The organism is Shinella sp. (genome assembly GCF_049651085.1).
Lineage (GTDB): Bacteria > Pseudomonadota > Alphaproteobacteria > Rhizobiales > Rhizobiaceae > Shinella.
The window spans coordinates 109,345-134,691 of sequence record NZ_JBASBL010000022.1 but is presented as its reverse complement, the minus strand read 5'-3'; the positions used below and the strand labels follow the sequence as shown (position 1 = coordinate 134,691).

Here is a 25,347-nt window from a genome sequence, read left to right as displayed (position 1 = left end):
CTCAATGCCGGATGCGCGGATCGAGCAGCGCATAGGCCAGGTCGATCAGGAGGTTCATAAGAAAGATCGCCAGCGCCGTGACGAGGATCGCAGCAAGTACGACGTTGAAGTCGCGCTGGAGAATAGAATCGATCATCAGCTTTCCGACACCGGGAAAACCGAAAATCGTCTCGATGATGACAGCGCCGTTGAGGAGGCTGGCGGCCTGGTCGCCGATGACCGTGATGACCGGCAGCATGGCATTGCGCAGGGCATGGACGAAGATGATCGGACCCGACTTCACGCCCTTGGCGCGCGCCGTTTTCACATAGGCCGAGGAGAGCGCTCCGATCATCGAGCCGCGCACTACCTGAACGATGATGCCGAAGGGCCGGATGAACAGAACGGAGATCGGCAGGATCCAGTGGAGCAGCGAGCCTGTGCCCGAAGTCGGCAGCCAGGCGAAATTCACCGAGAAGACGACAATTGCCACGATCGCCAGCCAGAAATCGGGAACGGACGCGCCGACCAGCGAAATGACGGAGGAGAGACGGTCGAAGAAGCCGCCGGCGCGGAAGGCGGCAAGCGAGCCGACGACGATGGCCGCAACGGTCACGAGAGTCATGGTGATGACCGCCAGCCAGAGGGTCCAGACGAAGGCTTCCAGCACGACGTCGAGCGCGGGCCGCGCCTTGCGCAGGGATTCGCCGAAATCGCCGGTGAGGACATCGCCGACATAGCGGCCGAACTGCACCAGCAGCGGATCGTTCAGGCCATGCAGTTCCCGGAACTGCTGCTTCAATTCCGCGGAGGCCTCGACCGGAAGGAACAAGGCGGCCGGATCACCGGTCAACCGCGAGAGGAAAAAGACCATGACGATCAGTCCGACGAGCGAGATCAGACTGGCCACGGCGCGTTTTCGAACGAATTTCAGCATGGCGCCCTCAGGGAATCCGGCGGCGGGATCATCCCGCCGCCTTGATTGCTTTTGTGACCGGCAAACGTGGCGTTCGCCAGCGCAAGTTTACTTGATCTTGATTTCCGACAGCTGGAGCGTCCCGTTGGTCGCCATCGTCGGCTTGAAATCCAGCCGCTCGGCGACACGCGAGAAACCGACCATGTGGAAGAGCAGGACGTCTGCGACGACCTCGTCATGCACATAGGCGATCACCTCGGACCACAGCTTGGCACGCTCGTCGCCAACGGCGGCGGAAGCGCGCTGGATCAGGTCGTCGACCTTCGGATCGGAGAAGCCGGACTGCGTGCCTTCGGTCGCATACTTGAAGAACATCGAGAACGACGGATCGCCCTTCGCGTTGTCATGCATGGCGGCGACGATCTGCGGACCGCGGCCTTCCTTGAAAGGCTTGGAGTAGTACTGCTCGTGCTCGGCGACCTCGACGAACTTCAGCTCGACCGTAAAGCCGACTTCCTGGAGCTGCGCCTGGATGGCTTCCATAATCTCCGTGACGTTCGGGAAATTTGCCGAACGGGCGATGATCGTGATCGGCGTATCGACCTTGATGCCGGCGGCCTTGGCTTCCTCGAGAAGTTTCTTCGCGCCGTCCGGATCGTACGGGAAGACCTTGACGTCGGGGTTCCAGCCGAGCGTCGGCGGCGGAACGATGGCCGTCGCAAGGAGCGCGCCTTCTGGAACCAGCGTACCGATGAAGGCCTGCCGGTCGATGGCAAGGTTCATCGCGCGGCGGACGCGAACGTCGTTCAGCGGCTCGATATTGTGGTCGACGCGCAGATAGACCGTCTCACTGTCGAGATAGGAGAAGTCCGTTGCCGGATTGGTCGCATCGAGCTGCGCGATCGACGGCGACAGGTCGGCTTCGCCGGCTTGCACCATGGCGGCGCGAACGGACGGATCGGCGCGGAAGAGGTAGGTCGCTTCCGTCACTTCCGGCTTTTCGCCCCAATAGTCGTCACGGCCCGAAAGCACGATCTGCTGGCCCGGCGTCCAGTTGGTCAGCTTGTAGGGACCGGTGCCGATCGGCTCGCGCACGAACTCGAGCGGCGTTTCTTCCGGCACCATGGTCACGAGCGACATCAGCAGCGGCAGGATCGGCTGGACCGGATCGGCCTTGAAGTCGACCGTGTAGTCGTCGACAATTTCAGGCGTCACGGTCATGCCGCCGAAGTAGCGGCGCGATTCACAGGCGTTCTTGTCGCTCATGATGCGATCGAAGCTGTGCTTGACATCCTTCGCATCGAAGGCCGTGCCATCGGAGAACTTGACACCCTGACGCAGATGGAAACGCCAGCTGCCGTCGGCGTTCTGCTCCCACTTTTCGGCGAGGCGCGGCATGACGCCCTTGTCGCCGCGCACGTCGAGTTCCGTCAGCGTTTCGCTGACATTCTGCATGATGACGCGGCCGATATTCGAGCGCGTCGCCATGCAGGGCTCAAGCAGGTCCGCTTCTTCCGGCAGCACGATCTTGATCGGGCCGGATCCGGCGAAGGCCGGCGACAGCGCAGAGCCCAGCATGAGGGCACTCAGGACAAGTATTTTCTTCACGGCATTTCCTCCCTAGTGAAATTCGATCAGGCCGATGTTGGTTTTCCGGATCGCGCGGCGATCAGCGCCGCGCAACAGATGAGCCCTCCGCCGCAAAGCGTGGTGAGGGCAATGTTTTCGCCGAACAGCGCGAACCCGCCGAGCGCCACCAACGGTAGGCGCAGAAAATCGACGGGGGCGACAATGGTGGCGGGGGCAAGCGAAAAGGCGTGGGTCATCATGCCCATGCAGGCGGCGCCGACGACGCCCTGGAGTGCCAGCAGCCCCATCTCCCTCGAGCCGGGCATCGTCCAGAACGGAACCGCAAAGACAAGCGCGATCGGCACCGTCAGCAGCAGGTTCCAGACGACGAGCGTTGCGGTCCTGTCACCCTTCGACATGGATTTGAGGATCAGCTGGATGGCCGACTGAAGCACCGCGCCCGCCAGCGCCAGAAGAATGGCAAGACTGAATCCGGCGCCGGACGGCCCGATGACGAACAGGGCACCGACAAAGCCGATGGCAACCGCGCCGATCATCGCCGGCCCGGGTCGCTCGCCGAGCGTCAGCGCGGCCCCCAGCACCAGGAAGATCGGCGAGGTGAAGGCGATCGCCGTCACGTCGGCGAGCGGCCCCCAGCTGAAGGCGGCAAAGAAGGCAACCATGGCAAGGAGCTTGAAGCCGGCCCGCACGGCATGCTGGCGCAAGGGATGGGTCGAGCGCAGAATACCGGGACGCAGCACGATCCAGGGCAAAAGGACGATCGCGCCGAAGAAGGCGCGGAAGAACCCGATGACAAAGGGGTGCACGGCGCCATTGAGGGCGCGCACGATCACCGCATCGGTCGCAGCCAGGATCGCAGCGCCCACCGCAAAGATGACGGCCACCCTGGCCTGATGATGATTACCGGCTGCCGGCATGCAGTGCTCCTCCCGGCATCCTCTCACCGGCTGGCCCAGACCATCTCTTTTTCGAACAAGTTTGTCAATTTATTTTGCAATGTAAAATCTTATGTCTTAAATTTCCTATTTTTAATGCTTTAAAATCAATTGTTTACTAGAAAGACGCCAACAATGAAAGGCCACATGTAACATTCTTAAACTTGACAACTTAGGAAATTTGGCGATTTTCGGCATCATACAGGAGGAGCCGATGAATCCCGAGGAAATAGCCCGCGACATGAATGGCCAGCTCAAGGCCGTATCGCCCGGACGCGTGGAGGCCATGCTGCCTTCGCCCATGATCCAGAATCATGCGGCGTTCCTCCACCTGCTCGCCGATGGCGCCATTGCCTGCGCGTGGTTCGGCGGCACGCTCGAAGGCAAATCGGATATTTCGATCTTCGCCTCGGTGCTGCGGCCGGGCGCCGCGCAATGGGGACCGCCGCAGCGCCTCAGCTTCGACGCCGCCCATTCGGAGCAGAATCCGGTATTCTTCACCGCCCCGGACGGCAGGCTCTGGCTTTTCCACACCTCGCAACCCTCCGGCAACCAGGACGAATGCCGCATCCGCATGGCAGAAATCCTGCGCGATGCCGATCCGCTGGTGCTGACCGCTTCCGAAGGCCGCTACCTTGACCTGCCGCCCGGCTGCTTCGTCCGCGCGCCGGTGGTGCTGCGCGACGACGGGGCGTGGCTGCTGCCGATCTTCCGTTGCGTCCAGCGGCCCGGCCAGAAATGGAACGGCAGCCACGATACGGCCGCTGTCGGCGTCTCGCTGGATCAGGGCGCGACATGGCGGCTGGAAGAGCTCGACCAGTCGATCGGCTGCGTGCACATGTCGCCCGTGTCGATCGGCGAAGGGCGCCTTGCCGCCTTCTTCCGCCGGCGGCAGGCGGACTGGGTGTACCGAACCGAGAGCCTCGACGGCGGCCGTTCCTGGTCCGCACCGGCGGCGAGCGATGTTCCGAACAACAATTCCTCCATCGCCGCCATGCGTCTTTCCGACGGCCGGATCGCGATGATCTGCAACCCCGTCAGTGCCGCCCAGTCGTCCGACCGGCGTGCCTCGCTCTATGACGAGCTTGGCGAAAACGACAGCCGTCCCGATGCGGACCCGGCCGGCGGCTGCGCCCCGGTCTGGGGCGTGCCGCGCGCGCCCGTCGCCCTCTGCCTGTCGGAGGATGGCGGCAGGACGTTCCCCGTCCGTCTGCTGATCGAGGACGGGCCGGGCACCTGCCTTTCCAACGACTCGACCGACGGGCGCAACAAGGAAATGTCCTACCCCTGGCTGCTGGAAGGGGCGGACGGCACCTTGCACCTCGCCTACACCTACCACCGGCGCGCCATAAAATATGTCCGCCTTTCCCGCGGCTGGGACAGCGCCGACGCACGGAGAATTTCATGAGCAACATCATCGGCATAACCATGGGAGACCCGTGCGGGGTCGGCCCTGAGATTTCGGTCCGCGCGCTTGCCGGCATGTCGCCGGAAGAACGCAGCACGATCCGCATCTACGGCAATCTTGCAACGCTTGAGGCGGCGCGCGCGGCACTCGGCATCGATGTCGACCTTACCCCCCATGTCGTCGATCTTGCCATCGAGGGTGCGCCCCTGCCCTGGGGGCAGCTCAGCCCCATTGCCGGCGACGCCGCCTTCCGCTTCATCGAGAAGGCGGTGCGCGATGCAGAGGCCGGGATCATCGGCTGCATCGTCACCGCGCCGATCAACAAGGAAGCGTTGAACCTTGCCGGCCATCACTATGACGGCCACACCGGCATGCTGCGCAGCCTCACCGGCTCCAAGGCCGCCTATATGCTGCTCGCCTCCGAGCGGCTGAAGGTCATCCACGTCTCGACCCACGTCTCGCTGCAGGAAGCGATCCGCCGCTCGACCACCGAACGCGTGCTGGCGACGATCCGCGCGGGCGATGCCCATCTCAAGCGCATCGGCTATGCGGCACCGAGGATCGCGGTTGCCGGCATCAACCCGCATTGCGGCGAGAACGGGCTTTTCGGCACCGAGGACGACGACCAAATCGCGCCCGCTGTGGCAGCGGCGCGCGCCGAAGGCATCGATGTCCAGGGGCCGATCTCCGCCGATACCGTGTTCTACCGGGCCTATTCCGGCGCGTTCGACCTCGTCGTCGCGCAGTACCACGATCAGGGACACATCCCGATCAAGCTCGTCGCTTTCGATACCGCAGTGAACGTTTCGGTCGACCTGCCGATCGATCGCACCTCCGTCGACCACGGCACGGCTTTCGACATTGCCGGAAAGGGCGTCGCCGATCACGGCAACATGAATTCCGCCATCGCCTATGCCCGCAAGCTCGTGGCGGGCACTGCAAAGCGAGGATGACCCTATGACCACCGCTTCAATCACCCTTCACCAGCCCCGTCGCCTCGCGGTCGGTGCGGGCACCATCGCCGAGGTTGGCGCCTGGGCAGCCGACGCCACCTCCATCTTCGTCATCGCAACACCGATCACCGCCGGTTTTGCCGACCGTCTGAAGCTGTCCGGCCGCGCCACCCTCTTCGACGCGATCCCCGGCGAGCCCGATATCGGCACGCTCGACGCGGCCCTCGCGGCTGCGCGCCAGTGCAAGCCAGACCTCATCGTCGGCCTCGGTGGCGGCTCGGTTCTCGACGTCGCCAAGCTGGTGGCAGCGCTGTGGGACAGCGAGCAGACACTTGCCGATGTGGCAGGCCCGAACCGCGTGGCCGGCCGCCGCACCCGGCTGGCGCAGGTGGCGACCACCGCCGGCACGGGATCCGAAGCGGGCATCCGCTCGCTGATCACCGACCCGGAAAAGGGCAACAAGATAGCGGTCGAAAGCCCGCACATGATCGCCGATCTGGCGGTGCTCGATCCCGAACTCACCTATTCCGTGCCGCCCGCCGTGACCGCGGCGACGGGCGTCGATGCCATGGCGCATTGCGTCGAGGCCTTCACCAACCGCCGTGCCCATCCGATGATCGACGGCTTTGCCCGCATGGGCTTCCGGCTGGTCGGCAAATATCTGGCGCGCGCCGTCAAGGACGGGGCCGACACCGAGGCGCGCGAGGGACTGATGCTCGCCTCCTACTATGGCGGCATCTGCCTCGGGCCGGTAAACACGGCGGCAGGGCACGCCATCGCCTATCCGCTCGGCACGCGGCTTCGGCTGCCTCACGGGCTGGCCAACGCCATCATCTTCCCGCATGTCCTCGCCTTCAACCAGAAGGTCGCCGAGAGCAAGACCGCGGAAGTGGCCGAGGCGCTGGGGCTGGGCGAAAATCTCTCCGCCGATGCGCTGCTCGATACCGCCTGCGGCTTCTGCCGGGATATTGGCATCGAAATGTCCCTTGCCGCCCATGGCGCGAAGACGGACGACCTGCCGCTCTACGCCAGCGACGCGCATGCCAACCGCCGCCTGATGGACAACAACCCGATCGACATGAGCGTGGAAGAGGTGCTCGGCATCTACAAGGCCGCGTACTAACCCCGTAGTCACTGCTACGAAAAACCCCGGCAATGCCGGGGTTTTTCTTTGATCTATTTGCTCGTCTGGAACAGGCGATCGCGCGATCCGGAGAGATGTTCGTGCATGAGCCGCCGCGCCGTTGCGCCATCGCGTGCGGCAATGGCTTCGGCAATCGATTCATGTTCGGCGAAGACCCGCGTCAGGCCGGTCGTCTCGCGCTTGATCGAGGCGCCATGGAACTTCATGCCGACGGCGATATGGTCCTTCAACGCCTCCATGGCGGTGTAGAAATAGCTGTTCTGCGCTGCGCGGGCGATGGCGAGATGGAACTGGAAGTCTGCGTCCTCGCGGTGGGATTGCCGGTTGGTCGCATCGCGCATGAGTTCGAGCGCCTGGCGAATGGCGACGAGGTTCTCCGCATCGTGACGTTCCGCCGCCGCGGCCGCTGCGGCCGGCTCGACGGTCAACCGGAACTCGTAGCAGTTCAGGAGATCGGCGACGTTCTCCAACTGCCCGAAGCCGAGCGGTTCGCGCATGCCGACGGCGCGCACGAAGCTGCCGGCGCCCCGGCGCGAATAGATGAAACCTTGCTCGCGCAACCGCCGCAGCGCCTCGCGAACGATCGGGCGCGAAACCTCGAACTCGATCGCCAGATCATGCTCGGTCGGCAGACGCTCGTCCGGCTGGTAGGCGCCGGACTTGATCGCGCGGTGCATGCGCTCGAAGACGAGATCGCCGAGGCTCTTGCGTGCTGTTCCGTTCTCCAGTCCCATTTGTCATCCCGTCTTGCGGAAGATCCTGTCCGCGATCTCTCTCAGCGTATCCGGCCCACCGAATCCACCGGATTTGGCGATGATGCAATGTCCTTGAGCGTGCGCCAAGCCCAGGCCCGGCAGGCACTCGCCCAACAGACGAAACCGCGCGATCCCCATCCTTGCCAGCACCGCTTCCGCCGTGGCCCCGCCGGTCAGAAGCAATGTCGACGCACCCCGCGTCAAGACCGGGCAGACGCTTTCGGCAAGCGCCTGGGAAACCTCCTGCCCGCTTGCCGTCGATGCGCCCGGCACGGCCTGAACCAGCGTGATCGGGCTATCATCGGGCTCGACACCGGCAAGGCGGCCGTTCGGCGCCGGCAGATATCGCGGATCGCAGGCAGCACGGAGCGCTTCGATCTGCGCAAGCGTGATCGGATCGCGCGAGCCGATGACAAAAAGCCCGCGTCCCTGCGGGATCGCTGCAAAGCCCGGCGCCGCGCCGCCGCTCATCGCCTCGGCGACGGCTTCGGCAAGGCCCCTGGCACCGATCAGCAGATCGACGCCATCGCGCACCGACGCGTCCAGCCTTTCGCGCAGCTGCTCCTGGGTCAGTGTATCCGGGATTCGCACGCGCGCGGCATGCCGCCCAAGTTTTTCGGCAATGGAAACAGGCGCATCCACGCCGAAGCCCTTCACATGACCGTCCTCGACCACCCGTCCGAAATCGGGGATTCCCGGCGCGACAAGGGCGGACCGGAAGGAGATCGCCTCAAGCTCGGCCGCAATATGCCCCTTGAGCCGCGAATCGACCTTCTTGAACAGGCGCGTTCCCGCCGGCAGAGCCGCAAGCGTAGCGGCAGTCAGCCGGCGTGCCGCCTCGGCGCTGGTTTCTCGCGACGCGATGTTCACCGAAAGCACGTCCGGCGTCTCGCGCACCGCCTCGGCGATAGCCTCCACTGCCAGCGCGACTTCCACATGGAGCCCCCTGCTCGCGAAGGGAGCGGCAGTGTCCAGCGCACCTGTCAGATCGTCCGCGATAATGGCCAGCATGAAGAAACCTGCGATTTGTTGTTATCTTCATAATTTATTTTCATATTGAAAAGTCAATTTAATTTACAAATGCATGACAACTTTCTTTCGTTTTTTCCTTCTGTCTGCTGAGCAAACGCTGAACGTTGCGATCAAACACTCTTCCCAATTCGATATGTTTTGATAAATATATCGAATTGGGTTTCCGTCAGCGCGGAAAACCTTGAAAAAGAGATGCCGATCGGAGCCCCAATGCCGTCCCTCCCCCGCCTGATCCTGCCGAACGCCGCCGCATCGCGCATCGCGCGCCTCCCCAAGAGTGAACCGCCGGCCACTACTTCACGAAACGATGGCCAGCGGCTGCGGATATGGGACATTCCCGCGACGTTTCACTGCTCGATCATCGGAACCTGCCTGACGACGGGGGAATTGCGCCAGGTGCTCATCAAGGCCGGGCAGGACGATGCTCGCAGCACAAGCGACCACACCCTGCATGGCCGCGGCGTACGCCTTGCCGGACAGCGCGATCAGGCGGCAAAACTGCTCAACAAGGCGCTCGACAAACGCCATGAGACGAGCGTCAAGCGGCTATCCCGCCAGGCGGGCGAAGAGGAACTGAGGGCCGTCTGGCGGGAATGCTTCGACCGGGGCGATATTGCCGGGCCCTATTGGGCGCTGATGAGCCATCCGGGGAGTTCGCCGGGCCTGATCCGCGACATTTTCGGCGAGGTCCACATGCTGTCGCATCTCGTCGGCAGCGCAAGCCGCCTCGATATCGCCCGCCTGACCCGGCTGGAAGCGGACCACGAGCAGGAGCGGGCTCGCGGCCGGCGGCAGGAAACACGCCTGAAGGTGGCAGCCGACGAGCGGATCGCCCTGCAGCAACGCATTCGGCGGCTTGAGGAGCGGGTGCTACAGGCCGATGCGGCTGCCACGGCCTTCGACCGGCCGGTGCGCTCCGACAGGTCCGGCCGCTCCGGACGGCTGGAGACGGAAGCGCTTCGCAGCGATACGCTGGCCCAGCGGCTTTCGGATTCAGAGGTGAAGTGCAGCGCCCTTCAGCGGGAGCTGGAGCAATTGCAGGATCTGTCGCACGCGATCCTGCGGGAAAACGAAGCCCTTGAAATCACGGTTGCATCAGGCCTCCAGACGAGCGCCCGGCAGGTGCCGCCGCAGCCTGCCGGACCTGTGCTCTATGTCGGCGGGCGGCGTAATCTGTTCGATCATTTGCGGGCCTATGCGGAAAGCCGCAGCATCGACCTCATCCTGCACGATGGCGGCCTGGAGGACAGCACGACGCTGCTACCCGCCCTCGTCGGCCAGGCGACGACTGTGCTCTTCCCCGTCGACCATATCAGCCACGCGGCCGCCGGCATCCTGAAGCGCCTCTGCCGAGCGCAGGGCAAGTCTTATCTTCCCCTGCGCTCGGCGGGACTCGCCAGCTTCCTTGCCGCCGTCAGCGGCGCGGGTGGCGCTTACGGCCGGCTATAGGGTCGCCGCTCATATCCACCGTTACTCCACGCCTCCCTGCGTCCCCTGCCAGCGCCGGACGATGCCGGGGTCGAGGTCGAAGAGGTCGAGCACGCGGCCGACCGTGTGCTCGACCATCTCCTCAAGGCTTTGCGGCCTGGCATAGAAGGCCGGTACGGGCGGATAGATGATGCCGCCCATTTCGGTGACCTGCGCCATGTTGCGGATATGGCCGAGATGCAGCGGCGTCTCGCGCAGCATCAGCACGAGGCGGCGACGCTCCTTCAGCACCACGTCGGCGGCGCGCGAGAGCAGGTTGTCCGTCGTGCCGGTCGCAATTTCGGCCAGCGTCTTCACCGAGCAGGGCGCGACGATCATGCCGAGCGTCTTGTAGGAGCCGGAGGAACAGACCGCACCGATATCCTTGTTGGAGTGGGTGGTCGTCGCCAGCGCCTCGAGGTCCTGCTTCGTGAAATCCGCCTCGGCCGCGAGCGTGATGCAGGCCGCCCGCGACATGATCAGGTGCGTCTCGATCTCCAGATCGCGCAGCACTTCGAGGATGCGCTTGCCGTAGATGACCCCGGAAGCCCCCGAAATGCCGACGATCATGCGTGCTGGCCGCATCGTCATGGCCTATCCCACCGGCCTGAGAAGCGCGGCGGCGCGCGCGGTCGCCTCGTCGCTGATGCGGGCGCGCACACCATGGAAGTTCGGGCCGCGCGTCGCATCAAGCCCCATGCGGGACGTGGTTCCGATGCCGCTTGCCGAGGGATCGAGCGCATTGCCCGGCAGGCCCTCGATGATGACGACATCCTTGTGCGGCTGGAAATGGGTGGCGAGCGCCCAGAGCACTTCCGAGTCCTTGGTGATATCCACGTCGGCATCCACCACCACGACATTCTTCAGGTACTGGTCCCAGCCGAGCAGGCCGAGCATCACCTGCCGCGCCTCGCCCTCACGCGTCTGGTTCATCGCGATATAGGCGTGGAAATGGGTGCCAGAGGACGGATAGTGCACGGCAGTGATCGAGGGGAAGCGCGCCTTCAGCTTCTCCACCACCTCCGCCTCGCGCGGCACGCGGCCGAGGTTCAGGTGCTCGGCCGAATTGCCGCCCGCCACGGAAACGAGCATCGCGTCACGCCGGCGCAGGATGGTTTCGACGGTGAAGAGGTTGTTGGTCGAGCGGTCGGAGGAATAGCCGGTGAATTCGCCGAACGGGCCTTCCTCGACATGCGCCTCGGGATCGAGCACGCCTTCCAGCACGATTTCCGCATGGGCAGGAACGCGGATGCCGTATTTGGGCGTTCGCACGACCTGCAGCGGTTCGCCCATCAGCCCACCGGCGACGTCGCGCTCATCCTCGCCGAAGGCAAGACGGGCGGAGGCGGCGATCATGAACAGCGGATGGCCGCCGATCACCATGGCGACCGGCATCGGCTTGCCCTTCTCCTTCGCCATGTTCATCAGGCGCCAGAGATGGCCGCGCGAGTGCAGCGAGGTCGCGAGCGAATTCCTCGAATGGATCATCGCGCGGTGATAGCTGAGATTGCCGGCCCCGGTTTCCGGATGCTCGCCGATGATGATGCCCGACGTGATGTATTTCGCGCGATCCGTGTCGAAGTGATTGAGCATCGGCAACGTGTTGAGATCCACGGCATCACCGGAAATGATCTCTTCCGTGATCGGGCCGCTTTCCAGCACTTCCGGTGTGAACGGCCTGTTGGAGCGCGCCTGATAGGCCTCGTGCAGGTTCTCGGCGGTCGAGCCGAGAAGCCGGGCGATGCGCTCGCGCGAGGCAAAGATGTTGCAAAGGACTTCGCTGTCGATGCCGCTGACATTCCTGAGATGCAGCATGGGGTGCTGCCCCTTGTCCGCAAGGTTCCAGATCAGCGCCGTCGCGTCCTGATCGTCCGAGACCGGCCGGTCGATGGTGATGACATCCTCGGGATGTTCCGCCCGGTAATCCGCCAGAAAGCGGCGAACGTCTTGCTTGTGGTATTCTGTCATGTCTCGGCCTCGGGTCGCTGCGGGTGGGTGACGACGCCCCAAAGGGCGCCGCCGTGTTTCGGATCAAGCCGGCTGCAGCAGATGCTTGCCGGTGGCGCGATCGACGCCGGCATAGCTGTCGGTCAGGCGCGCCTGGGCATCCTTCACGTCACGCGGCGGCGGCGACGGATCGATGCCGACGAGCTTGGCGATGTTGTTGCCGAGATAGCCTTCCAGATCGTCCTCGGAGAGGTTGATGCCGTGCGGCGGATCCTTGCAGAGCACTTCCAGCTCGCGCAGCCACATGCCCGGATCGTTCGGCGGGCTGTCCGTGCCGAAGACGATCTTGTTCTTCGGCAACTGCTGGGCGAACTCCACGATGCGCGACTGGAAGCACCAGCCGGATTCGCAGTAGACGTTCGGCGTATCCATCGCCATCCAGAAGGATTCGAACGAGTAGTTTCCGCCCGTCTGGATGCCGAAGTGACCGATGATGAAGTTGACCATCGGGAACTCGCGGATGATCGGGTAGAACATCGTCGGGATCGTGTAGGGGCCGTCGCCGGTGTGGATGAGGACGACGACGCCGAGCTCGGCGCACTTCTTCATCGCCGGGCGCAGCCATTCGAGCGCGCGGTCGGGACGATAGCCGTGCATGTTGGCATGCAGCTTCAGCATCTTGAAGCCGTATTCCTTGACGTGGAATTCCAGCTCCGCAGCGCCGTTCTCAGGCCCCCAGCGCGGGTTGTAGTTGAAGTTGCCGATGAAGCGGTCCGGATACTTCTCGCACAGCTCGGCGATATAGGCCATGTAGTCGCGAATACCTTCGCGACCCTTGCGGTTGCCGTCACGGTAGCCGGTGTTACCCGGCGGCGGCTGGATGAAGCCCATGTCGATACGGCGCGGCTTGCCGTTGATCATGTAGGGGCCGTCCATCAGCTTGAGCATGCGCTCGCCCGTGAAAGGCGTACCCGTATGACGCCACGCCTCGTCGACGAGGTTGGTCGGGTGAAGATGGGTATCAATAATCATTGTTCACTCCGTTCTTTTACGCGGCGATCTGGACGCCGTGCTGGCGCAGATACGCCTCGGCTTCCTCGACGCTTGCCGGCGGCGCAGTCGGCTCGAGGCCGATCATGCGGGCGAGGTTGTTACCCAGGTAGTCCTCCAGATCGTCCTCGGAGAGGTTCAGGCCCTGCGGCGGCTCGTGGCAAAGGACTTCCAGAAGGTTGATCCACATGCCCGGCTCGTTCGGCGGGGTGTCGGAGCCGAAGAGGATCTTGTGCTTGGGCAGGACCTTGGCGAATTCGACGATACGCGACTGGAGGCACCAGCCGGATTCGACGTAGACGCTCGGCGTGTCGAGGGCCATCTGCATCGGCTCGAACACGTAGACGCCGCCCGTCTGGACGCCGAAGTGGGCGAGGATGAAGTTGACTTCCGGGAACTCGCGGATGATCGGGTAGAATTCCGTCGGGATCGAATAGGGACCGTCGCCGGTATGTACCTTCACCATTAGGCCGAGCTCGGCGCACTTCTTCATGGCCGGGCGCAGCCAGTCGAGCGCGCGGTCCGGGCGGTAGGCGTGCATGTTCGCCTGCAACTGGACCATCTTGAAATCGAATTCCTTGGCGTAGCGTTCGATTTCGTCAACGCCGTTCTGCACGCCGTAGCGCGGATTGTAGACGAAGCAGCCGAGGAAGCGGTCGGGATGCTCCGTCACCATTTTTTCCGTGTAACCCATGTACTGGCGGATGGCGGCCTTGCCTTCCAGGTCCATGATTTCATGAGTGTAGATGGTGTTGCCCTGCGGCGGCTGGATGAAGGCCTTGTCGACGCGGCGCGGCTTGCCGTTCACATAGTACGGGCCGTCCATCATCTTCAAAAGCTTGTCGCCGGTGAACGGCGGTCCGTCATGGCGCCAAGCCAGATCCACCAGGTCGGTGGGATAGCAGCTTAGGTCAATTATCATTGCGTTCTCCTGTCGTAGAGGGTCCGGTCGATGCGGGGCCGCGCGATGAACGCCATGCCGGCGGAAGCCGGACGTGGATGCGCGATCTCAGGTAATGCCGCTGACGGAGAAGAACGGCCGGTATGGAGGGCCCGGGACGGGCACAGCCGGCAGGTGTTCCTTTCGTAGTCAGCATCGACATTGCGGCCTCATCTTCCAACAGACGGTGAGCAATTGTCGGTGCTTCTACTCAGTGCCAAATGAACCATGAGGTGGGCTTTGTGTCAATAAAATAATCAATCTAAGTCATTATTTTAAAAAGGTTTTTTGACAAAAACAGCAATGACCGCCCGCGCGCTGGAGGGTGCGCGGGCGGTTCAGACAGAGGACTTGTGCAAGCGTCCGGCGACGGGAGAAGCGTCGCTAGGCCGCCAGGCATGCGCGCAAGTTTCTGTCTATGCCGTCACGGTCGAGATTGCGGCCGATGAAGACGAATTTCGACTTCGGCGTATCCTCGCCCCAGGCGTGATCCGGGCGGAAATCGACCAGCTTGTGCACCGCCTGGAGCACGAAGAACCGGTCGTCATTCGCCACGGAGACGATGCCCTTGGTGCGGAAGATGTCGTCGCCGTGCTCGCCGAGATAATCCTTCAGGAAGGAGGCAAGCTTCTCGCCGTCGAAGGATTGCGGATAGACGAAGGAATGCGACTTCACCGTCACATCGTGCTGGTGCGGCCGACGGGCGGTTTCCGGAGCGTGCCCATGGTCGTGATCATGGTGCGCATGATCGTGATCCGGGTGATCGCAGGCCGCATCGTGGCAATCGTGGTGGTGATGATGCGCGTCCTGCTCGTCATCCATGTCGATGTCGAGGATTTCCGCCCGCTCGCGCACGTAGGAAGGCCGGAAGCCCTTGACGCCGAGGATGTTGGCAAGATCCACGACGCCGTAGCTGGAACGCAGGATCGGCGCCGTCTGGTTGAGCTTGCGCAGCGAGCCCTCCAGCGAGCCGAGAGCCTCTTCACCTGCAAGGTCGATCTTGTTGACGATGATGCGGTCGGCCGCGACGATCTGGTTGACCGCCTGGTTGTCGCTGCCATCAAGCACCGGATCATAGAGGTGCTGGTCGATATGCATGGCGTCCACCAGTGTCACGACGGCGTCCAGTTCCACCTCTTCCGCCACGCTGCGATCGACGAAGAAGGCGGTGGCGACGGGCGTCGGGTCCGCTAGGCCGGAGGTCTCGATGATGATGTGATCGAACTTGTCCTTGTGGCTGAGCAGCTTCTTCATCACGTCGATAAGGTCGTTGCGCACGTCAACGAAGCAGCAGATGCAGCCGTTCTGCATCTGGAATATCTCCTCGTCGGAGGCCAGCACCAGGTCGCTGTCGACATCCACCTCGCCGAACTCGTTCTCGATCACCGCGATGCGGTGGCCGTGGCGCTCGGTGAGGATGTAGTTGAGCAGCGTGGTCTTTCCGGAACCGAGAAACCCGGTGAGGATGGTGATGGGGAGTTTCCGGCTGGCGGGCTCGATATGCATGTTCATGTGCTCTGCTCCCTCAAGGCTTTCAGGACGTCTTCCGGGGTAATCGGATAGTGGTGGAAACGGACGCCGATGGCGTCATGGATGGCGTTGGCGATGGAGGGGCCGATGGCGATGATCGGATCTTCCCCGACGCCCTTGGCGCCCCAGGGGCCGCCCGGATCCGGTGCAGCTTCCAGGATGATCGTCTCGATGTCGGGCATGTCCATCGACAGCGGCATCTTGTAGTCGACGAGGCCGGCGTTCAGAGACCGGCCGGTCGTCTTGTCGATCACGTAGTCCTCGGTCAGCGTGTGGCCGATGCCCTGCTGGATGCCGCCCTCGATCTGGCCTTCCGCCGCGATCGGATGGATGACCCGGCCGACATCGTGCACCGGAACGACGCGCTTGACCTCGACGATGCCGGTTTCCGTATCGACATGCACCTCGGTGAAATGCGCCGCGAAGGAGTAGGACTTCGTCGGCTCATAGGTGCCGTTGGCAATGATATTGGCGGCCGGAATGCCACGCGACGGTCCCATCGCCTCGGCCACCGTCATGGCGCGGCCGGGATCGTTGATGAGGAACACGGTGCCTTCGCTCATGTCGAGTTCGGTCGGCGAAACCTGCAGCTTCATCGCCGCCCGTTCGAGCACGGCGGTGCGCACCTTGCCGGCGGCCATCTTGGCGGCGGTACCGACAAGATAGGTCGTGTGGCTGGCGAAGGCGCCGATGTCCCACGGCACCACATCCGTATCGCCATGGATCGTGCCGACATCCTCGAAGCGCACACCGAGTTCCTCGGCGACGATCTGCGCCAGCGCGGTATGCGCGCCGGTGCCGAGGCCCGCCGCGCCGGTGAGCAGCGTCACCGTGCCGTCCTCGTTGACCTTCACCGTGGCATTGCCCTGCTCCTTGATGCCCGGATAGGCCGACGAGCCGTGCATTTCACAGCCGATGCCCCAGCCGGTGCGGATATGCGGGCGCTTCGGGTCCGGCGTGCGGTCGCGATTGCGCAGCTTCTTCCAGTCCAGCACGTCGACGCCGTGCCGGATGCAGATCTCCAGCCCATGGCCGAGGATTGGATGGCCGGACGGTGCGATATCGCCCTCGCGCACCACGTTTTTCAGCTTCAGCTCCGCTGGATCCATGCCGATCCGTTCGGCGGCCTCGTCCATCTGGATATCGAGCGCATAGTAGCTCTGCACGACGCCGTAACCGCGGAAGGCGCCGTTGATCGGCGTGTTGGTATAGACGCAGCGCCCTTCCAGCCGCACGTTGTCGCAGCGGTAGAGCGAGGTGGCGGCGGTGGTGCCGACGATGGTGACACCCGGGCCGTGCGATCCGTAGGCGCCGGAATCGTAGACGAGCTTCATGTCGCGCGCCACGAGCGTACCGTCATTCTTGAAGCCCTGTTTCAGCCAGATCTTGCAGGGATGGCGCGAGCGGCCGGCCACGAACGTCTCGCGGCGGGTGAATTCCATCTTCACCGGCCGGCGCGTTTCCTTCGCAAGCAGCGCGCAAAGGAACTCGTGCTGGAAGAGATCCTGCTTGGCGCCGAAGCCGCCGCCCATGTGATCGACCAGCACGCGAACCTTGGTGAGCGGCAGGCCGAGCACTTCGGCCAGGCTGCCGCGCACCATGAAGGAGGTCTGCGTCGAGGTCCAGAACGTCAGCTTGTTGGAACCGTCCCAATCCGCGATGCAGACATTCGGCTCCATATAGGCCGGATGCGGCCGGCCACCGGAGAAGGTGCCCTCGAGAATGAAATCCGCCTCGGCGAAGCCGACTTCGACATCCCCGCGGTTGACGCGCACCGGGTCGAGCACCAGGTTGCCGCCCGGACCGACATCGTGGATCAACGGCGCACCGGGCTTTGCAGCCTCTTCCGGCTCGAAGACGGCCGGCAAGGGCTCATATTCCACCACGATCAGGTCCAGCGCCTCGTCGGCGATCTCCTCGCTGATCGCGGCGATGGCGGCAACGCCCTCGCCCCAGAAGCGAACCCGGTCGTCGAGGATATACTGGTCCTTGGTGCAGGAGGCCGAGCGCGGATGCGGCGAACCGTAATGCAGCACGCGCGGCACGTTCTCATGGGTCAGCACCGCCTTGACGCCCGGATAGGCGAGCGCCTTGCTGACATCGATGCTCTTGATGCGGGCATGGGCGATGTCGGCGCGCTTGATCTTGCCGTACAGCATGCCGGGCAACTTGATGTCGCCAGTATATTCGGCCTCGCCCGTCACTTTCTCCAGCACGTCGTCGCGCTTGACGCTCTTACCGACGATCTTGAATTCGCGCTTCTCGATAGGGGTCGTCATGTTCATGATCTTGCAGCCTCCATCTCGCGCGCGGCGGATTTGATCGCGTCGAAAATTTTCGTGTAGCCCGTGCAGCGGCAGATATTGCCGCTGAGACCGAAACGGATGTCCTCGTCGGTCGGCGCCGGATTGTCGTCGAGCAGCTTCTTGGCCATCATCAGGATACCCGGCGTGCAGAAGCCGCATTGCGAGGCGCCATGCTGCATGAAGGCGTCCTGCAACGGATGCAGCGTATCGACGCCCGGCTGTAGGCCCTCGACGGTCTCGACCGAGCGGCCTTCGGCCTCCACGGCAAGCATCAGGCAGGCATTCATCGGCTCGCCGTCGACCAGCACGGTGCAGGCACCGCAATCGCCGACGTCGCAGCCCTTCTTGGTGCCGGTAAGGCCGACATCGTCGCGCAGCGCATCGAGCAGCGAGCGGCAGGTATCGACTGCCATCTCGCGCGCCTCGCCATTGACGGTGAATTCCACGATCCGTTTCATGCGCAAGTCTCCAATGCCTGTTTGATGGCGCGGCCCGTCAGCACGCCGACCATGTCGCGGCGGTAGTTGGCGCTGGCGCGCACGTTGCTGATCGGGGTGCACTCCTCCATCGCCTTGTTCGCGGCGTTCCTGATCGTCTCGGCGTCGAGCGTGGTGCCACGCAGCATCTCCTCGGCCTGCGGCGCACGCAGCACCGTAGCGCCGACCGCGCCGAGCGCGATGCGGATGTCACGGCAGACGCCGCCATCCATGGAGAGGCTGACGGCAACGCCGACGGTGGAGAGTTCCATCGCCTTGCGGCGGCCGTGCTTCAGATAGGCCTTGCCAACATTGTCGGCCGCCGGCGGCACCGTGATGCCGGTGACGATCTCGCCCTTGGCGAGCACGGTCTTGCCGGCCCCGGTGAAGAAATCGGCAAGCGGAATGACCCGCATGTTGGTGCGGCTGTAGATGTGCACGAATGCGCCATCGGCAATCAGCGGCGGGATGGTATCGGCCGAGGGCGAGGCGCGACAGATATTGCCGACGACGGTCGCGCGGTTGCGCACCTGGATGGAGGCCAGCGACGCCAGCGCGGCGCAGAGATTCGGATAGCGCTCGCGCACCAGCGGCAGGTGTTCCAGGCGCCCGACCGTCACAAGCGCCCCGAAGGTCAGGCCCCGCGTTTCGTCATAGAGGATATCCGACAGGCCGGGAATCTGCTTGATGTCGATGACGTTGCGCACGCGGCGCAACCGCTCCCGGATCTCGACCAGCAGGTCCGTGCCGCCGGCGAACAGAAATGTATCCTCGCCGAGGTCCGTGAGAAGGCGGGAGGCCTCCTCCAGCGTTTCTGCCCGATGGTATTCAAAGCGTCTCATGGGATTTCCCTTTGTTCGGGGCTCCGGCGGCTCCGCGCCGCCGGACTAAAGTCGATTGCTCTTCAGGCGAGATCCGCCGCAGGGACGCCGTTCTCGTTTTCCGCCTCCTCCGTTTCCTTCGGAGGGATGCCGTTGAAGAGGATGTTGAGAAGCGCTGCCGCGAAGGTGCCGACGAGCACGCCGCTGTGCAGGAATTTTCCAACCGCTGCGGGCAACTGATTGAAAATATTCTCCGAAACGACGGGCACCATGGCCAGGCCAACGCTGACGGCGACGATGTAGAGATTGCGCCGGTTCGCGACGAAATCCACCTTCGCCAAGATCTTGACGCCCGTGGCCGAAACCATGCCGAACATCACGATGGCGGCGCCGCCGACGACATAGCTCGGGATCGACGCGCTGACGAAGGCGACCTTGGGCAGCAAACCGAGCAGGATCAGGATGAGACCGCCCGCGGCGACGACCCAGCGGCTGAGCACGCCGGTGATCTGGAGCAGGCCGACATTCTGCGCATAGGTCGTGTAAGTGAACGTGTTGAGCAGACCGCCGAGAATATTGCCGACACCGTCGGTGCGAAGGCCCCGGGTCAGATCCTTTTGCGAGATCTTACGCCCAGCCATGTCGCCGACCGCAAGGAACTGCCCGGTCGATTCGATCATCATCACCGTCATGACCGCACAGAGCGAGAAGATCGACCAGAACTCGAAGATCGGCCAGCCGAAGGCGAGCGGATGGATGACGCGCACCCATTCGGCATCGCCGACACCGTGGAAATCGACCTTGCCGGCGGCAATCGCGATGGCGAAGCCGACGCCGATGCCGATCAGCACCGCGAGATTGGACAGGAACCCTTTCAGGTAACGCGTAAGCAGCAGGATCGAGAGGAGCACGATGGCAGCGACGCCAAGCGCGAAGGGCGCGCCGTAGGCCGGGTTCGGGATCATGCCTTCGGGTGCCCTGATCATCGGCTGGCCACCGGCTGCCCAGTTCACGCCGACGCGCATAAGCGACAGACCGATGACCAGCATGACCGTGCCCGTGACGACCGGCGGAAAGAAGCGCACCCATCGCCCGAAGAAGGGCGCGGCGAGAATGGTGAAGACGCCGGAGCCGATGACGGCCCCGATGACGCCCGGCATGCCGAGATCCGGGTTGGTGCCCGTCGCGATGATGGAGGGCACGGCGGTGAACGAAATACCCATCATGATCGGCAGCCGGATGCCGACTTTCCAGATGCCGAGCGACTGGATGATGGTCACGATGCCACAACAGAACAGATCGGCGCTGACCAGCATCGCGATCTGTTCCTTGGGCAGTTGCAGGGCGCTGCCGACGATGAGCGGCACGGCGACCGCGCCGGCATACATCACCAGAACGTGTTGCAGGCCCAGAGCCATGAGGCTCGGGACAGGATACATCTTCTCGACGGGATCCGTCGTTACAGGATTGGTCATTCGCATTCCTCCCAGGAATAGCGTTCCGGCGCGGTGCGGGCTTTTTGGCCTCGTGGTTTTCTCACCGCACGCCGTACAACGGGGATCATGCGGCTGGCCAAATCAGCAAACAATCGGCATAATCATATTTATTCATCTGATAACTGAATGAATGGACCGGCATGGACATCACGCTGAAGCAGCTTCGGGCCTTCGTCACCGTGGCCAACCTCGGGCAGTTCACGCTGGCGGCCGACAAGCTCGGCTCCTCGCAATCGGCGGTCAGTACGCTCGTTCGCCAGCTGGAAACCAACCTCAATCTGCGCCTCTTCGACCGGCACACCCGGCTGCTGCGGCTCACCCAGTCGGGCATGGACATTCTGCCAGTCGCCGCCCGCGCGGTGGCCGACATCGAAGGAATGGTCGAAAGCTCGCGGGAGCTGAACGCCCTTCGGCGCGGCAAGGTCTCGATCGCCGCCGGCACAGTCCAGGCGGCGCTGCTGCTGCCGCAGCTCGTCCATGGCTTCAACAAGCTCTACCCGGAAATCACTGTCGAACTTCACGACGTCGCCGAAAAGAGCGTGCTCGATCATGTCGCCAACGGATCGGTGGATCTTGGCCTTGGCACCGTGCCGGAGGAGGATGCCGAACTCGTCGGCACCCGGCTGACGACCGACGAATTCCTCGTGGTGCTGCATGTCGACGATCCGCTGGTCAAGGCGCCGAAACTTCGCTGGACCGACCTTGCCGAACGCAAGCTGATCGGGCCGCAACGTGGAAACCCGATCCGCGAGCGGCTCGAAAGCGAACTGGCGCGAAACGGCATCATCCTGCCGCTCGACAAGACGATGCAGGAAGTGGCGCTGCCGCTCACCATCATCGGCATGGTGGAAGGCGGCCTCGGAGTTGCGATCATGACGTCGGCGGTGACGCGGCTTGCGACATCGATGGGGCTCGTCGTGCGCACGCCGACCGAACCGCACATCCAGCGCGAGGTCAGCCTGATCCAGAAGCGGGCGCGCTCTCTCTCGCCCGCCGCACGACGGTTTCGGGATTTCCTGCTAAAATCAGTGCATTGACCGCGCGAAAAATCGGAGGTTATCTGATGACGCTGCTGGACCGCGCGAGGCGCGGGCAGGCAGGGCGCAGTGGCCGCAAGGCATAGCTGCGCGCGGCACCGGCCCCGATGGGCTGCCCGGCGAGCCGCCGCTCCCAGCCAATCAGACCAGGAGCACCACCGATGGCTCACACCCTGAACGACCACGCCGCGCAAGCGCAGGCCCCCGTCCGGCCGAATCGCCCCGATCTTTCCACCGACGCCATCCGCGCGACAAAGGAAGACCTTGCCGCCTGTTTCCGCATGGCGGCGCGCAACGGTTTCGAGGAGGGCATCTGCAACCATTTCTCGGCGGTCGTTCCGGGGCATGACGATCTCTTCATCGTCAATCCCTACGGCCATGCCTTCCGCGAGCTGACGGCGTCCAAGCTGCTGATCTGCGATTTCAACGGCACGGTCATCGATGGCGTCGGCGAGCCGGAGGCCACCGCCTTCTACATCCATGCGGAGATCCACCGGCGCCTGCCGCGCGCCAAGGTCGCCTTCCACACGCACATGCCCTATGCGACCGCCCTTTCCATGACGGACGGCCCGCCGCTGATCTGGGCCGGCCAGACCGCGCTGAAATTCTACGGCCGCACCGTCGTCGACGAAAACTACAATGGCCTGGCGCTCGACTACCGTGAGGGTGCGCGCATTGCCGGCACGGTGGGCGACGCCGATATCGTCTTCATGAAGCATCACGGCGTCCTGGTGCTCGCGCCAACCGTCGCGGAAGCCTGGGACGATCTCTACTATCTCGAACGGGCGGCCGAGGTGCAGGTGCTGGCCATGTCCACCGGCCGCACCGTCTCCCCGGTGGATCCGGCCATTGCCGAGGCCGCCTACCGGCAGATGCGCGAGGGCGACCCCGCCTCCGCAAAAGCCCATCTGGCGGCCATCCGCCGCCAGCTCGACGCGGAGGAACCGCAATACCGGCACTGACTTATCGGAAAGGCCTGCGGCACACCCGCCAGGCCAGAGCGGGCAGAAAAATCCGTAATGCACTGATTTTACTTTATTATACTTGGTGAATATTGCGACCGCAATAAATCTTCGCAGTCGCAATTGTTACGATTTTTTCGCCAAACAATTTAAATAATGAATTTGTTTAAATTAACAGCCCGTGCTTACGTTTGATCAATAACAAAAGGGGTCGGGACGAATGGTACGTGACAATCCAACAGCATCCCTCGCAAACCTGACCCCGGGTCAGTCCTTTGCACTCACCGGAGGAACCGTCATCCATGCGGACGGTTCGCAGTCGATCAGCGACATCATTGTTGGGGCAGACGGGCGGATCATCGCGGTCGAGCCGTTCCTTGATGCAGCGTCCTGCGGCGCCTGTGTCGATATTTCCGGCATGCTGGTTTCACCCGGCTTCGTCGATGCGCACCAGCACCTCGACAAGACCGGCGTGCTGCGTTTCGCGCCCAATCCCTCCGGCACATTGCAGGGCGCCCGGGAAGCTTTCGGCAAATATGCCCGCACCTCCGGACCGGACGATATCCACAAACGCGCCACGCGCACGGTCGAGCGATGTCTTTCGCGCGGCACGACGGCCATTCGCAGCCACATCAACGTCGACAAGGATGCCGGTTTCCACGGCATCGAGACGCTGGCCGGCATCCGCGATGCCTCCAGGGACCGCATCACTCTCCAGCTCGTCGCCTTCATGACGCCGCATCCGGGCCAGGACTTCGACTGGCTCGACAGCAATATCGACGGCGCGGTGGCGCTGGCCGATGCCGTGGGCGGGACGCCGGCGGTTTCGGAAGATCCGCCGCGCTATCTCGACATCCTGTTTTCCGCGGCTGTCAGGGCCGGCAAGCCGGTCGACCTGCATCTCGACGAGCACCTCAATGCCGGCGTGCACCTCATGGATGCAGCCCTCGACAGGGTCGAGCGCTTCGGCATGCAGGGACGCACCGTCTTCAGCCATGTCTCCGTGCTGAGTGCCCTGCCCCGCAAGGACTTCCAGCGCATCGCCGAACGCATCATCGCCCTCGATGTCGGCGTCGTCACGCTTCCGGCCGCCAATCTCTACCTGCAGGGCCGTGACTACGAGATGCTGCCGCCGCGCGGCCTGACAAGGGTCGCCGAACTGCACCGGGCCGGCATCACCATCGCCACCGCTTCCGACAATATCCAGGACCCGTTCGTGCCGACCGGCTCGGGCGACATGCTGGAAATCGCCCGCTGGACGCTGCTGGCCGGGCACCTGCGCGGCGACGAGCTTGCCGCCGCCCACCGCATGATCACCAGCGCACCGGCCCGCCTGATGGGCCTTGGCAAGGACTACGGTCTCCGTCCGGGGGCCCGTGCCGACTTCGTCGTCACGGACTGCATCGATACCGACACGCTGGTTGCCGGCGGCCCGGACCGCGCCTTCGTCTTCTCGAAGGGACGCCTTGTTTCGCAAACAGCGACCACACTCACGCAGAGCGAAGGCGCCCGCATGAAGGAGGACGCATAAGCGAACGGCACTCCGGGGGATTGGACTTCAGTCTAATGGGAGGAATGGAATGAAGAAGACTGTAATTTCACGTCGTTCGCTACTTGCATCTGCTCTCGGTTTGACCCTTGCCGGCATGGCCTGTCACGCCCCTGCCAAGGCAGACGATTTCAAGATGGGCCTTCTCGTTCCCGGCAGCGTTGCGGAGGAAGGCTGGAACCGCATCGCCTATGACGCGCTGAAGCGGGTTGAAAAAGAATTCGGCGCCAAGATCAGCTATGTCGAGCTGCCCGACAATCCCGCCGCCTTCGAAAAGGCGTTCCGCGACTATGCGGCCCATGGCTACCAGGTCGTCCTGGGGCACGGCTTCCAGTTTCAGGATGCAGCCTTGACGACGGCGGCGGACTTTCCCGGGACCGTCTTTCTCGTCTCGTCGAGCTATGTGCATGAAGACAATGTCATCGGGCTCAATACCGATGCCAGCCAGCCCTTCTACCTGATGGGCGTCATCGCCGCGAAGATGGGCAAGGGCGCCGGCCTTGTCGGCGGCATGGAAATCCCGCCAATCGCCCATGCCTTCGATGGTTTCGAGAGGGGTGTCAAAAGCATCAACCCGGATTTCCCCCTGTCCACCGTCTTCATCAACAGCTTCACTGACGCAAGCGCCGCCAAGGAGGCCGCCGTCAGCATGATGTCGCAGGGCGCGGACTTCATCGTACCGAATGCGAACGCGGCCGGACTGGGCGTCATCCAGGCCACCCAGGAAGCGGGCACGCAGTTCGGCACCTTCAGCGTCTACAGCGACTACACGGAGGTCGCACCCCAGAACATCCTCGGCACGTTCATCGCCGATTACGGACAGGGCATCGTGCGTATCGTCTCGGGCATACGGGACGGCGTGGTGCCGCAAAGCAATGTCGACTTCGGCTTGAAGGACAAGGACGTCATCAAGTTCACCTTCAACGACGAAGCCGCCAGATCGATACCGGAAGACCTTCGCAAACACCTGGAGGAGGTGAGCGCGAAGATAGTGTCGGGGGAGATCGAGACGCGCACGAAGTAGTCGACGCGTCGGTCAATCAACATAAATAAC

The 25,347-nt window shown here is 63.5% G+C and carries 22 protein-coding genes; 8 read left to right on the top strand and 14 right to left on the bottom strand.

The genetic code is table 11. The features are described from left to right. Position 1: 1 nt before the first annotated feature. The 3 genes from WA950_RS15070 to WA950_RS15060 all read right to left on the bottom strand — a co-directional run bounded on the left by WA950_RS15070 (position 2) and on the right by WA950_RS15060 (position 3,402). On the bottom strand, positions 2–916 hold the full coding sequence (locus WA950_RS15070) for an ABC transporter permease (protein ID WP_424552528.1): 915 nt from the start codon (positions 914–916) through the stop codon (positions 2–4). Between the two features lie 87 nt (positions 917–1,003). Continuing rightward, positions 1,004–2,473 carry an ABC transporter substrate-binding protein gene (locus WA950_RS15065; protein ID WP_424552683.1) on the bottom strand — a complete coding sequence of 490 codons (1,470 nt, stop codon included), beginning with the start codon at positions 2,471–2,473 and terminating at the stop codon, positions 1,004–1,006. Between the two features lie 56 nt (positions 2,474–2,529). After that, entirely contained in the window at positions 2,530–3,402 is an 873-nt protein-coding gene (locus WA950_RS15060; RefSeq protein WP_424552527.1) for a DMT family transporter, read from the bottom strand. A 232-nt stretch (positions 3,403–3,634) separates the two neighbouring features. Between WA950_RS15060 and WA950_RS15055 the strand changes: the two genes are divergently transcribed. Genes WA950_RS15055 through WA950_RS15045 form a run of 3 tightly spaced genes read left to right on the top strand, consistent with a single transcriptional unit; the run spans position 3,635 to position 6,904 of the window. Then, positions 3,635–4,828, top strand: a complete 1,194-nt coding sequence (locus tag WA950_RS15055; RefSeq protein WP_424552526.1) for a sialidase family protein — start codon at positions 3,635–3,637, stop codon at positions 4,826–4,828. After that, positions 4,825–5,781, top strand: a complete 957-nt coding sequence (gene pdxA, locus WA950_RS15050) for a 4-hydroxythreonine-4-phosphate dehydrogenase PdxA (protein ID WP_424552525.1) — start codon at positions 4,825–4,827, stop codon at positions 5,779–5,781. The genes WA950_RS15055 and pdxA overlap by 4 nt, the downstream gene beginning before the upstream one ends. Positions 5,782–5,785: 4 nt before the next feature. After that, positions 5,786–6,904: an iron-containing alcohol dehydrogenase gene (locus WA950_RS15045; RefSeq protein WP_424552524.1), complete on the top strand. Its 1,119-nt coding sequence runs from the start codon at positions 5,786–5,788 to the stop codon at positions 6,902–6,904. A gap of 53 nt (positions 6,905–6,957) precedes the next feature. Here WA950_RS15045 and WA950_RS15040 read toward each other — a convergent pair whose 3' ends face one another. Both WA950_RS15040 and WA950_RS15035 read right to left on the bottom strand, forming a co-directional pair. Continuing rightward, entirely contained in the window at positions 6,958–7,659 is a 702-nt protein-coding gene (locus tag WA950_RS15040) for a FadR/GntR family transcriptional regulator (protein ID WP_424552523.1), read from the bottom strand. Positions 7,660–7,662: 3 nt separating this feature from the next. Further along, entirely contained in the window at positions 7,663–8,691 is a 1,029-nt protein-coding gene (locus tag WA950_RS15035; protein WP_424552522.1) for a four-carbon acid sugar kinase family protein, read from the bottom strand. A 231-nt stretch (positions 8,692–8,922) separates the two neighbouring features. On the opposite strand from WA950_RS15035, the gene WA950_RS15030 reads away from it, so the two are divergent. Beyond that, positions 8,923–10,161 carry a DUF2325 domain-containing protein gene (locus tag WA950_RS15030; protein ID WP_424552521.1) on the top strand — a complete coding sequence of 413 codons (1,239 nt, stop codon included), beginning with the start codon at positions 8,923–8,925 and terminating at the stop codon, positions 10,159–10,161. A 21-nt stretch (positions 10,162–10,182) separates the two neighbouring features. On the opposite strand, the gene WA950_RS15025 is transcribed toward WA950_RS15030, so the two are convergent. The 9 genes from WA950_RS15025 to WA950_RS14985 all read right to left on the bottom strand — a co-directional run bounded on the left by WA950_RS15025 (position 10,183) and on the right by WA950_RS14985 (position 20,724). Further along, positions 10,183–10,770, bottom strand: a complete 588-nt coding sequence (locus WA950_RS15025) for a UbiX family flavin prenyltransferase (protein ID WP_424552520.1) — start codon at positions 10,768–10,770, stop codon at positions 10,183–10,185. Between the two features lie 3 nt (positions 10,771–10,773). Next, positions 10,774–12,147, bottom strand: a complete 1,374-nt coding sequence (locus WA950_RS15020; RefSeq protein WP_424552519.1) for a UbiD family decarboxylase — start codon at positions 12,145–12,147, stop codon at positions 10,774–10,776. A gap of 63 nt (positions 12,148–12,210) precedes the next feature. Next, a complete protein-coding gene (locus WA950_RS15015; RefSeq protein WP_424552518.1) occupies positions 12,211–13,158 on the bottom strand; it encodes an amidohydrolase family protein in 948 nt (315 codons plus the stop codon). Positions 13,159–13,174: 16 nt separating this feature from the next. Beyond that, positions 13,175–14,098 (bottom strand): amidohydrolase family protein, encoded by a 924-nt coding sequence (locus WA950_RS15010; RefSeq protein ID WP_424552517.1) that lies wholly within the window; start codon positions 14,096–14,098, stop codon positions 13,175–13,177. 402 nt (positions 14,099–14,500) lie between these two features. Further along, positions 14,501–15,628, bottom strand: a complete 1,128-nt coding sequence (locus WA950_RS15005; RefSeq protein WP_424552516.1) for a CobW family GTP-binding protein — start codon at positions 15,626–15,628, stop codon at positions 14,501–14,503. Continuing rightward, entirely contained in the window at positions 15,625–17,931 is a 2,307-nt protein-coding gene (locus WA950_RS15000) for a xanthine dehydrogenase family protein molybdopterin-binding subunit (protein WP_424552515.1), read from the bottom strand. The genes WA950_RS15005 and WA950_RS15000 overlap by 4 nt, the downstream gene beginning before the upstream one ends. Next, complete coding sequence (locus WA950_RS14995) at positions 17,928–18,410, bottom strand: (2Fe-2S)-binding protein (RefSeq protein ID WP_424552514.1); 483 nt, start codon at positions 18,408–18,410, stop codon at positions 17,928–17,930. Before WA950_RS14995 ends, WA950_RS15000 begins: the two co-directional genes overlap by 4 nt. Beyond that, positions 18,407–19,270 carry an FAD binding domain-containing protein gene (locus WA950_RS14990; protein ID WP_424552513.1) on the bottom strand — a complete coding sequence of 288 codons (864 nt, stop codon included), beginning with the start codon at positions 19,268–19,270 and terminating at the stop codon, positions 18,407–18,409. Before WA950_RS14990 ends, WA950_RS14995 begins: the two co-directional genes overlap by 4 nt. 62 nt (positions 19,271–19,332) lie before the next feature. Beyond that, complete coding sequence (locus tag WA950_RS14985; RefSeq protein ID WP_424552512.1) at positions 19,333–20,724, bottom strand: nucleobase:cation symporter-2 family protein; 1,392 nt, start codon at positions 20,722–20,724, stop codon at positions 19,333–19,335. 161 nt (positions 20,725–20,885) lie between these two features. Here WA950_RS14985 and WA950_RS14980 point away from each other — a divergent pair, with 161 nt between their 5' ends. The 4 genes from WA950_RS14980 (at position 20,886) to WA950_RS14965 (ending at position 25,317) form a co-directional block, all read left to right on the top strand. After that, on the top strand, positions 20,886–21,782 hold the full coding sequence (locus tag WA950_RS14980; RefSeq protein WP_424552511.1) for a LysR family transcriptional regulator: 897 nt from the start codon (positions 20,886–20,888) through the stop codon (positions 21,780–21,782). Positions 21,783–21,943: 161 nt separating this feature from the next. Beyond that, complete coding sequence (locus WA950_RS14975; protein ID WP_424552510.1) at positions 21,944–22,744, top strand: aldolase; 801 nt, start codon at positions 21,944–21,946, stop codon at positions 22,742–22,744. Between the two features lie 220 nt (positions 22,745–22,964). After that, positions 22,965–24,275, top strand: coding sequence for an amidohydrolase family protein (locus WA950_RS14970; RefSeq protein ID WP_424552509.1), 1,311 nt, complete (start codon positions 22,965–22,967; stop codon positions 24,273–24,275). A gap of 49 nt (positions 24,276–24,324) precedes the next feature. Beyond that, complete coding sequence (locus tag WA950_RS14965; RefSeq protein ID WP_424552508.1) at positions 24,325–25,317, top strand: BMP family lipoprotein; 993 nt, start codon at positions 24,325–24,327, stop codon at positions 25,315–25,317. Positions 25,318–25,347 lie beyond the last annotated feature (30 nt).

Bases quoted from the DNA above. Each gene is read 5' to 3' on its own strand.
- WA950_RS15070 (WP_424552528.1), bottom strand. From the start codon at position 916: ATGCTGAAATTCGTTCGAAAACGCGCCGTGGCCAGTCTGATCTCGCTC.
- WA950_RS15065 (WP_424552683.1), bottom strand. From the start codon at position 2,473: ATGCTGGGCTCTGCGCTGTCGCCGGCCTTCGCCGGATCCGGCCCGATC.
- WA950_RS15060 (WP_424552527.1), bottom strand. From the start codon at position 3,402: ATGCCGGCAGCCGGTAATCATCATCAGGCCAGGGTGGCCGTCATCTTT.
- WA950_RS15055 (WP_424552526.1), top strand. From the start codon at position 3,635: ATGAATCCCGAGGAAATAGCCCGCGACATGAATGGCCAGCTCAAGGCC.
- pdxA (WP_424552525.1), top strand. From the start codon at position 4,825: ATGAGCAACATCATCGGCATAACCATGGGAGACCCGTGCGGGGTCGGC.
- WA950_RS15045 (WP_424552524.1), top strand. From the start codon at position 5,786: ATGACCACCGCTTCAATCACCCTTCACCAGCCCCGTCGCCTCGCGGTC.
- WA950_RS15040 (WP_424552523.1), bottom strand. From the start codon at position 7,659: ATGGGACTGGAGAACGGAACAGCACGCAAGAGCCTCGGCGATCTCGTC.
- WA950_RS15035 (WP_424552522.1), bottom strand. From the start codon at position 8,691: ATGCTGGCCATTATCGCGGACGATCTGACAGGTGCGCTGGACACTGCC.
- WA950_RS15030 (WP_424552521.1), top strand. From the start codon at position 8,923: ATGCCGTCCCTCCCCCGCCTGATCCTGCCGAACGCCGCCGCATCGCGC.
- WA950_RS15025 (WP_424552520.1), bottom strand. From the start codon at position 10,770: ATGACGATGCGGCCAGCACGCATGATCGTCGGCATTTCGGGGGCTTCC.
- WA950_RS15020 (WP_424552519.1), bottom strand. From the start codon at position 12,147: ATGACAGAATACCACAAGCAAGACGTTCGCCGCTTTCTGGCGGATTAC.
- WA950_RS15015 (WP_424552518.1), bottom strand. From the start codon at position 13,158: ATGATTATTGATACCCATCTTCACCCGACCAACCTCGTCGACGAGGCG.
- WA950_RS15010 (WP_424552517.1), bottom strand. From the start codon at position 14,098: ATGATAATTGACCTAAGCTGCTATCCCACCGACCTGGTGGATCTGGCT.
- WA950_RS15005 (WP_424552516.1), bottom strand. From the start codon at position 15,628: ATGAACATGCATATCGAGCCCGCCAGCCGGAAACTCCCCATCACCATC.
- WA950_RS15000 (WP_424552515.1), bottom strand. From the start codon at position 17,931: ATGAACATGACGACCCCTATCGAGAAGCGCGAATTCAAGATCGTCGGT.
- WA950_RS14995 (WP_424552514.1), bottom strand. From the start codon at position 18,410: ATGAAACGGATCGTGGAATTCACCGTCAATGGCGAGGCGCGCGAGATG.
- WA950_RS14990 (WP_424552513.1), bottom strand. From the start codon at position 19,270: ATGAGACGCTTTGAATACCATCGGGCAGAAACGCTGGAGGAGGCCTCC.
- WA950_RS14985 (WP_424552512.1), bottom strand. From the start codon at position 20,724: ATGACCAATCCTGTAACGACGGATCCCGTCGAGAAGATGTATCCTGTC.
- WA950_RS14980 (WP_424552511.1), top strand. From the start codon at position 20,886: ATGGACATCACGCTGAAGCAGCTTCGGGCCTTCGTCACCGTGGCCAAC.
- WA950_RS14975 (WP_424552510.1), top strand. From the start codon at position 21,944: ATGGCTCACACCCTGAACGACCACGCCGCGCAAGCGCAGGCCCCCGTC.
- WA950_RS14970 (WP_424552509.1), top strand. From the start codon at position 22,965: ATGGTACGTGACAATCCAACAGCATCCCTCGCAAACCTGACCCCGGGT.
- WA950_RS14965 (WP_424552508.1), top strand. From the start codon at position 24,325: ATGAAGAAGACTGTAATTTCACGTCGTTCGCTACTTGCATCTGCTCTC.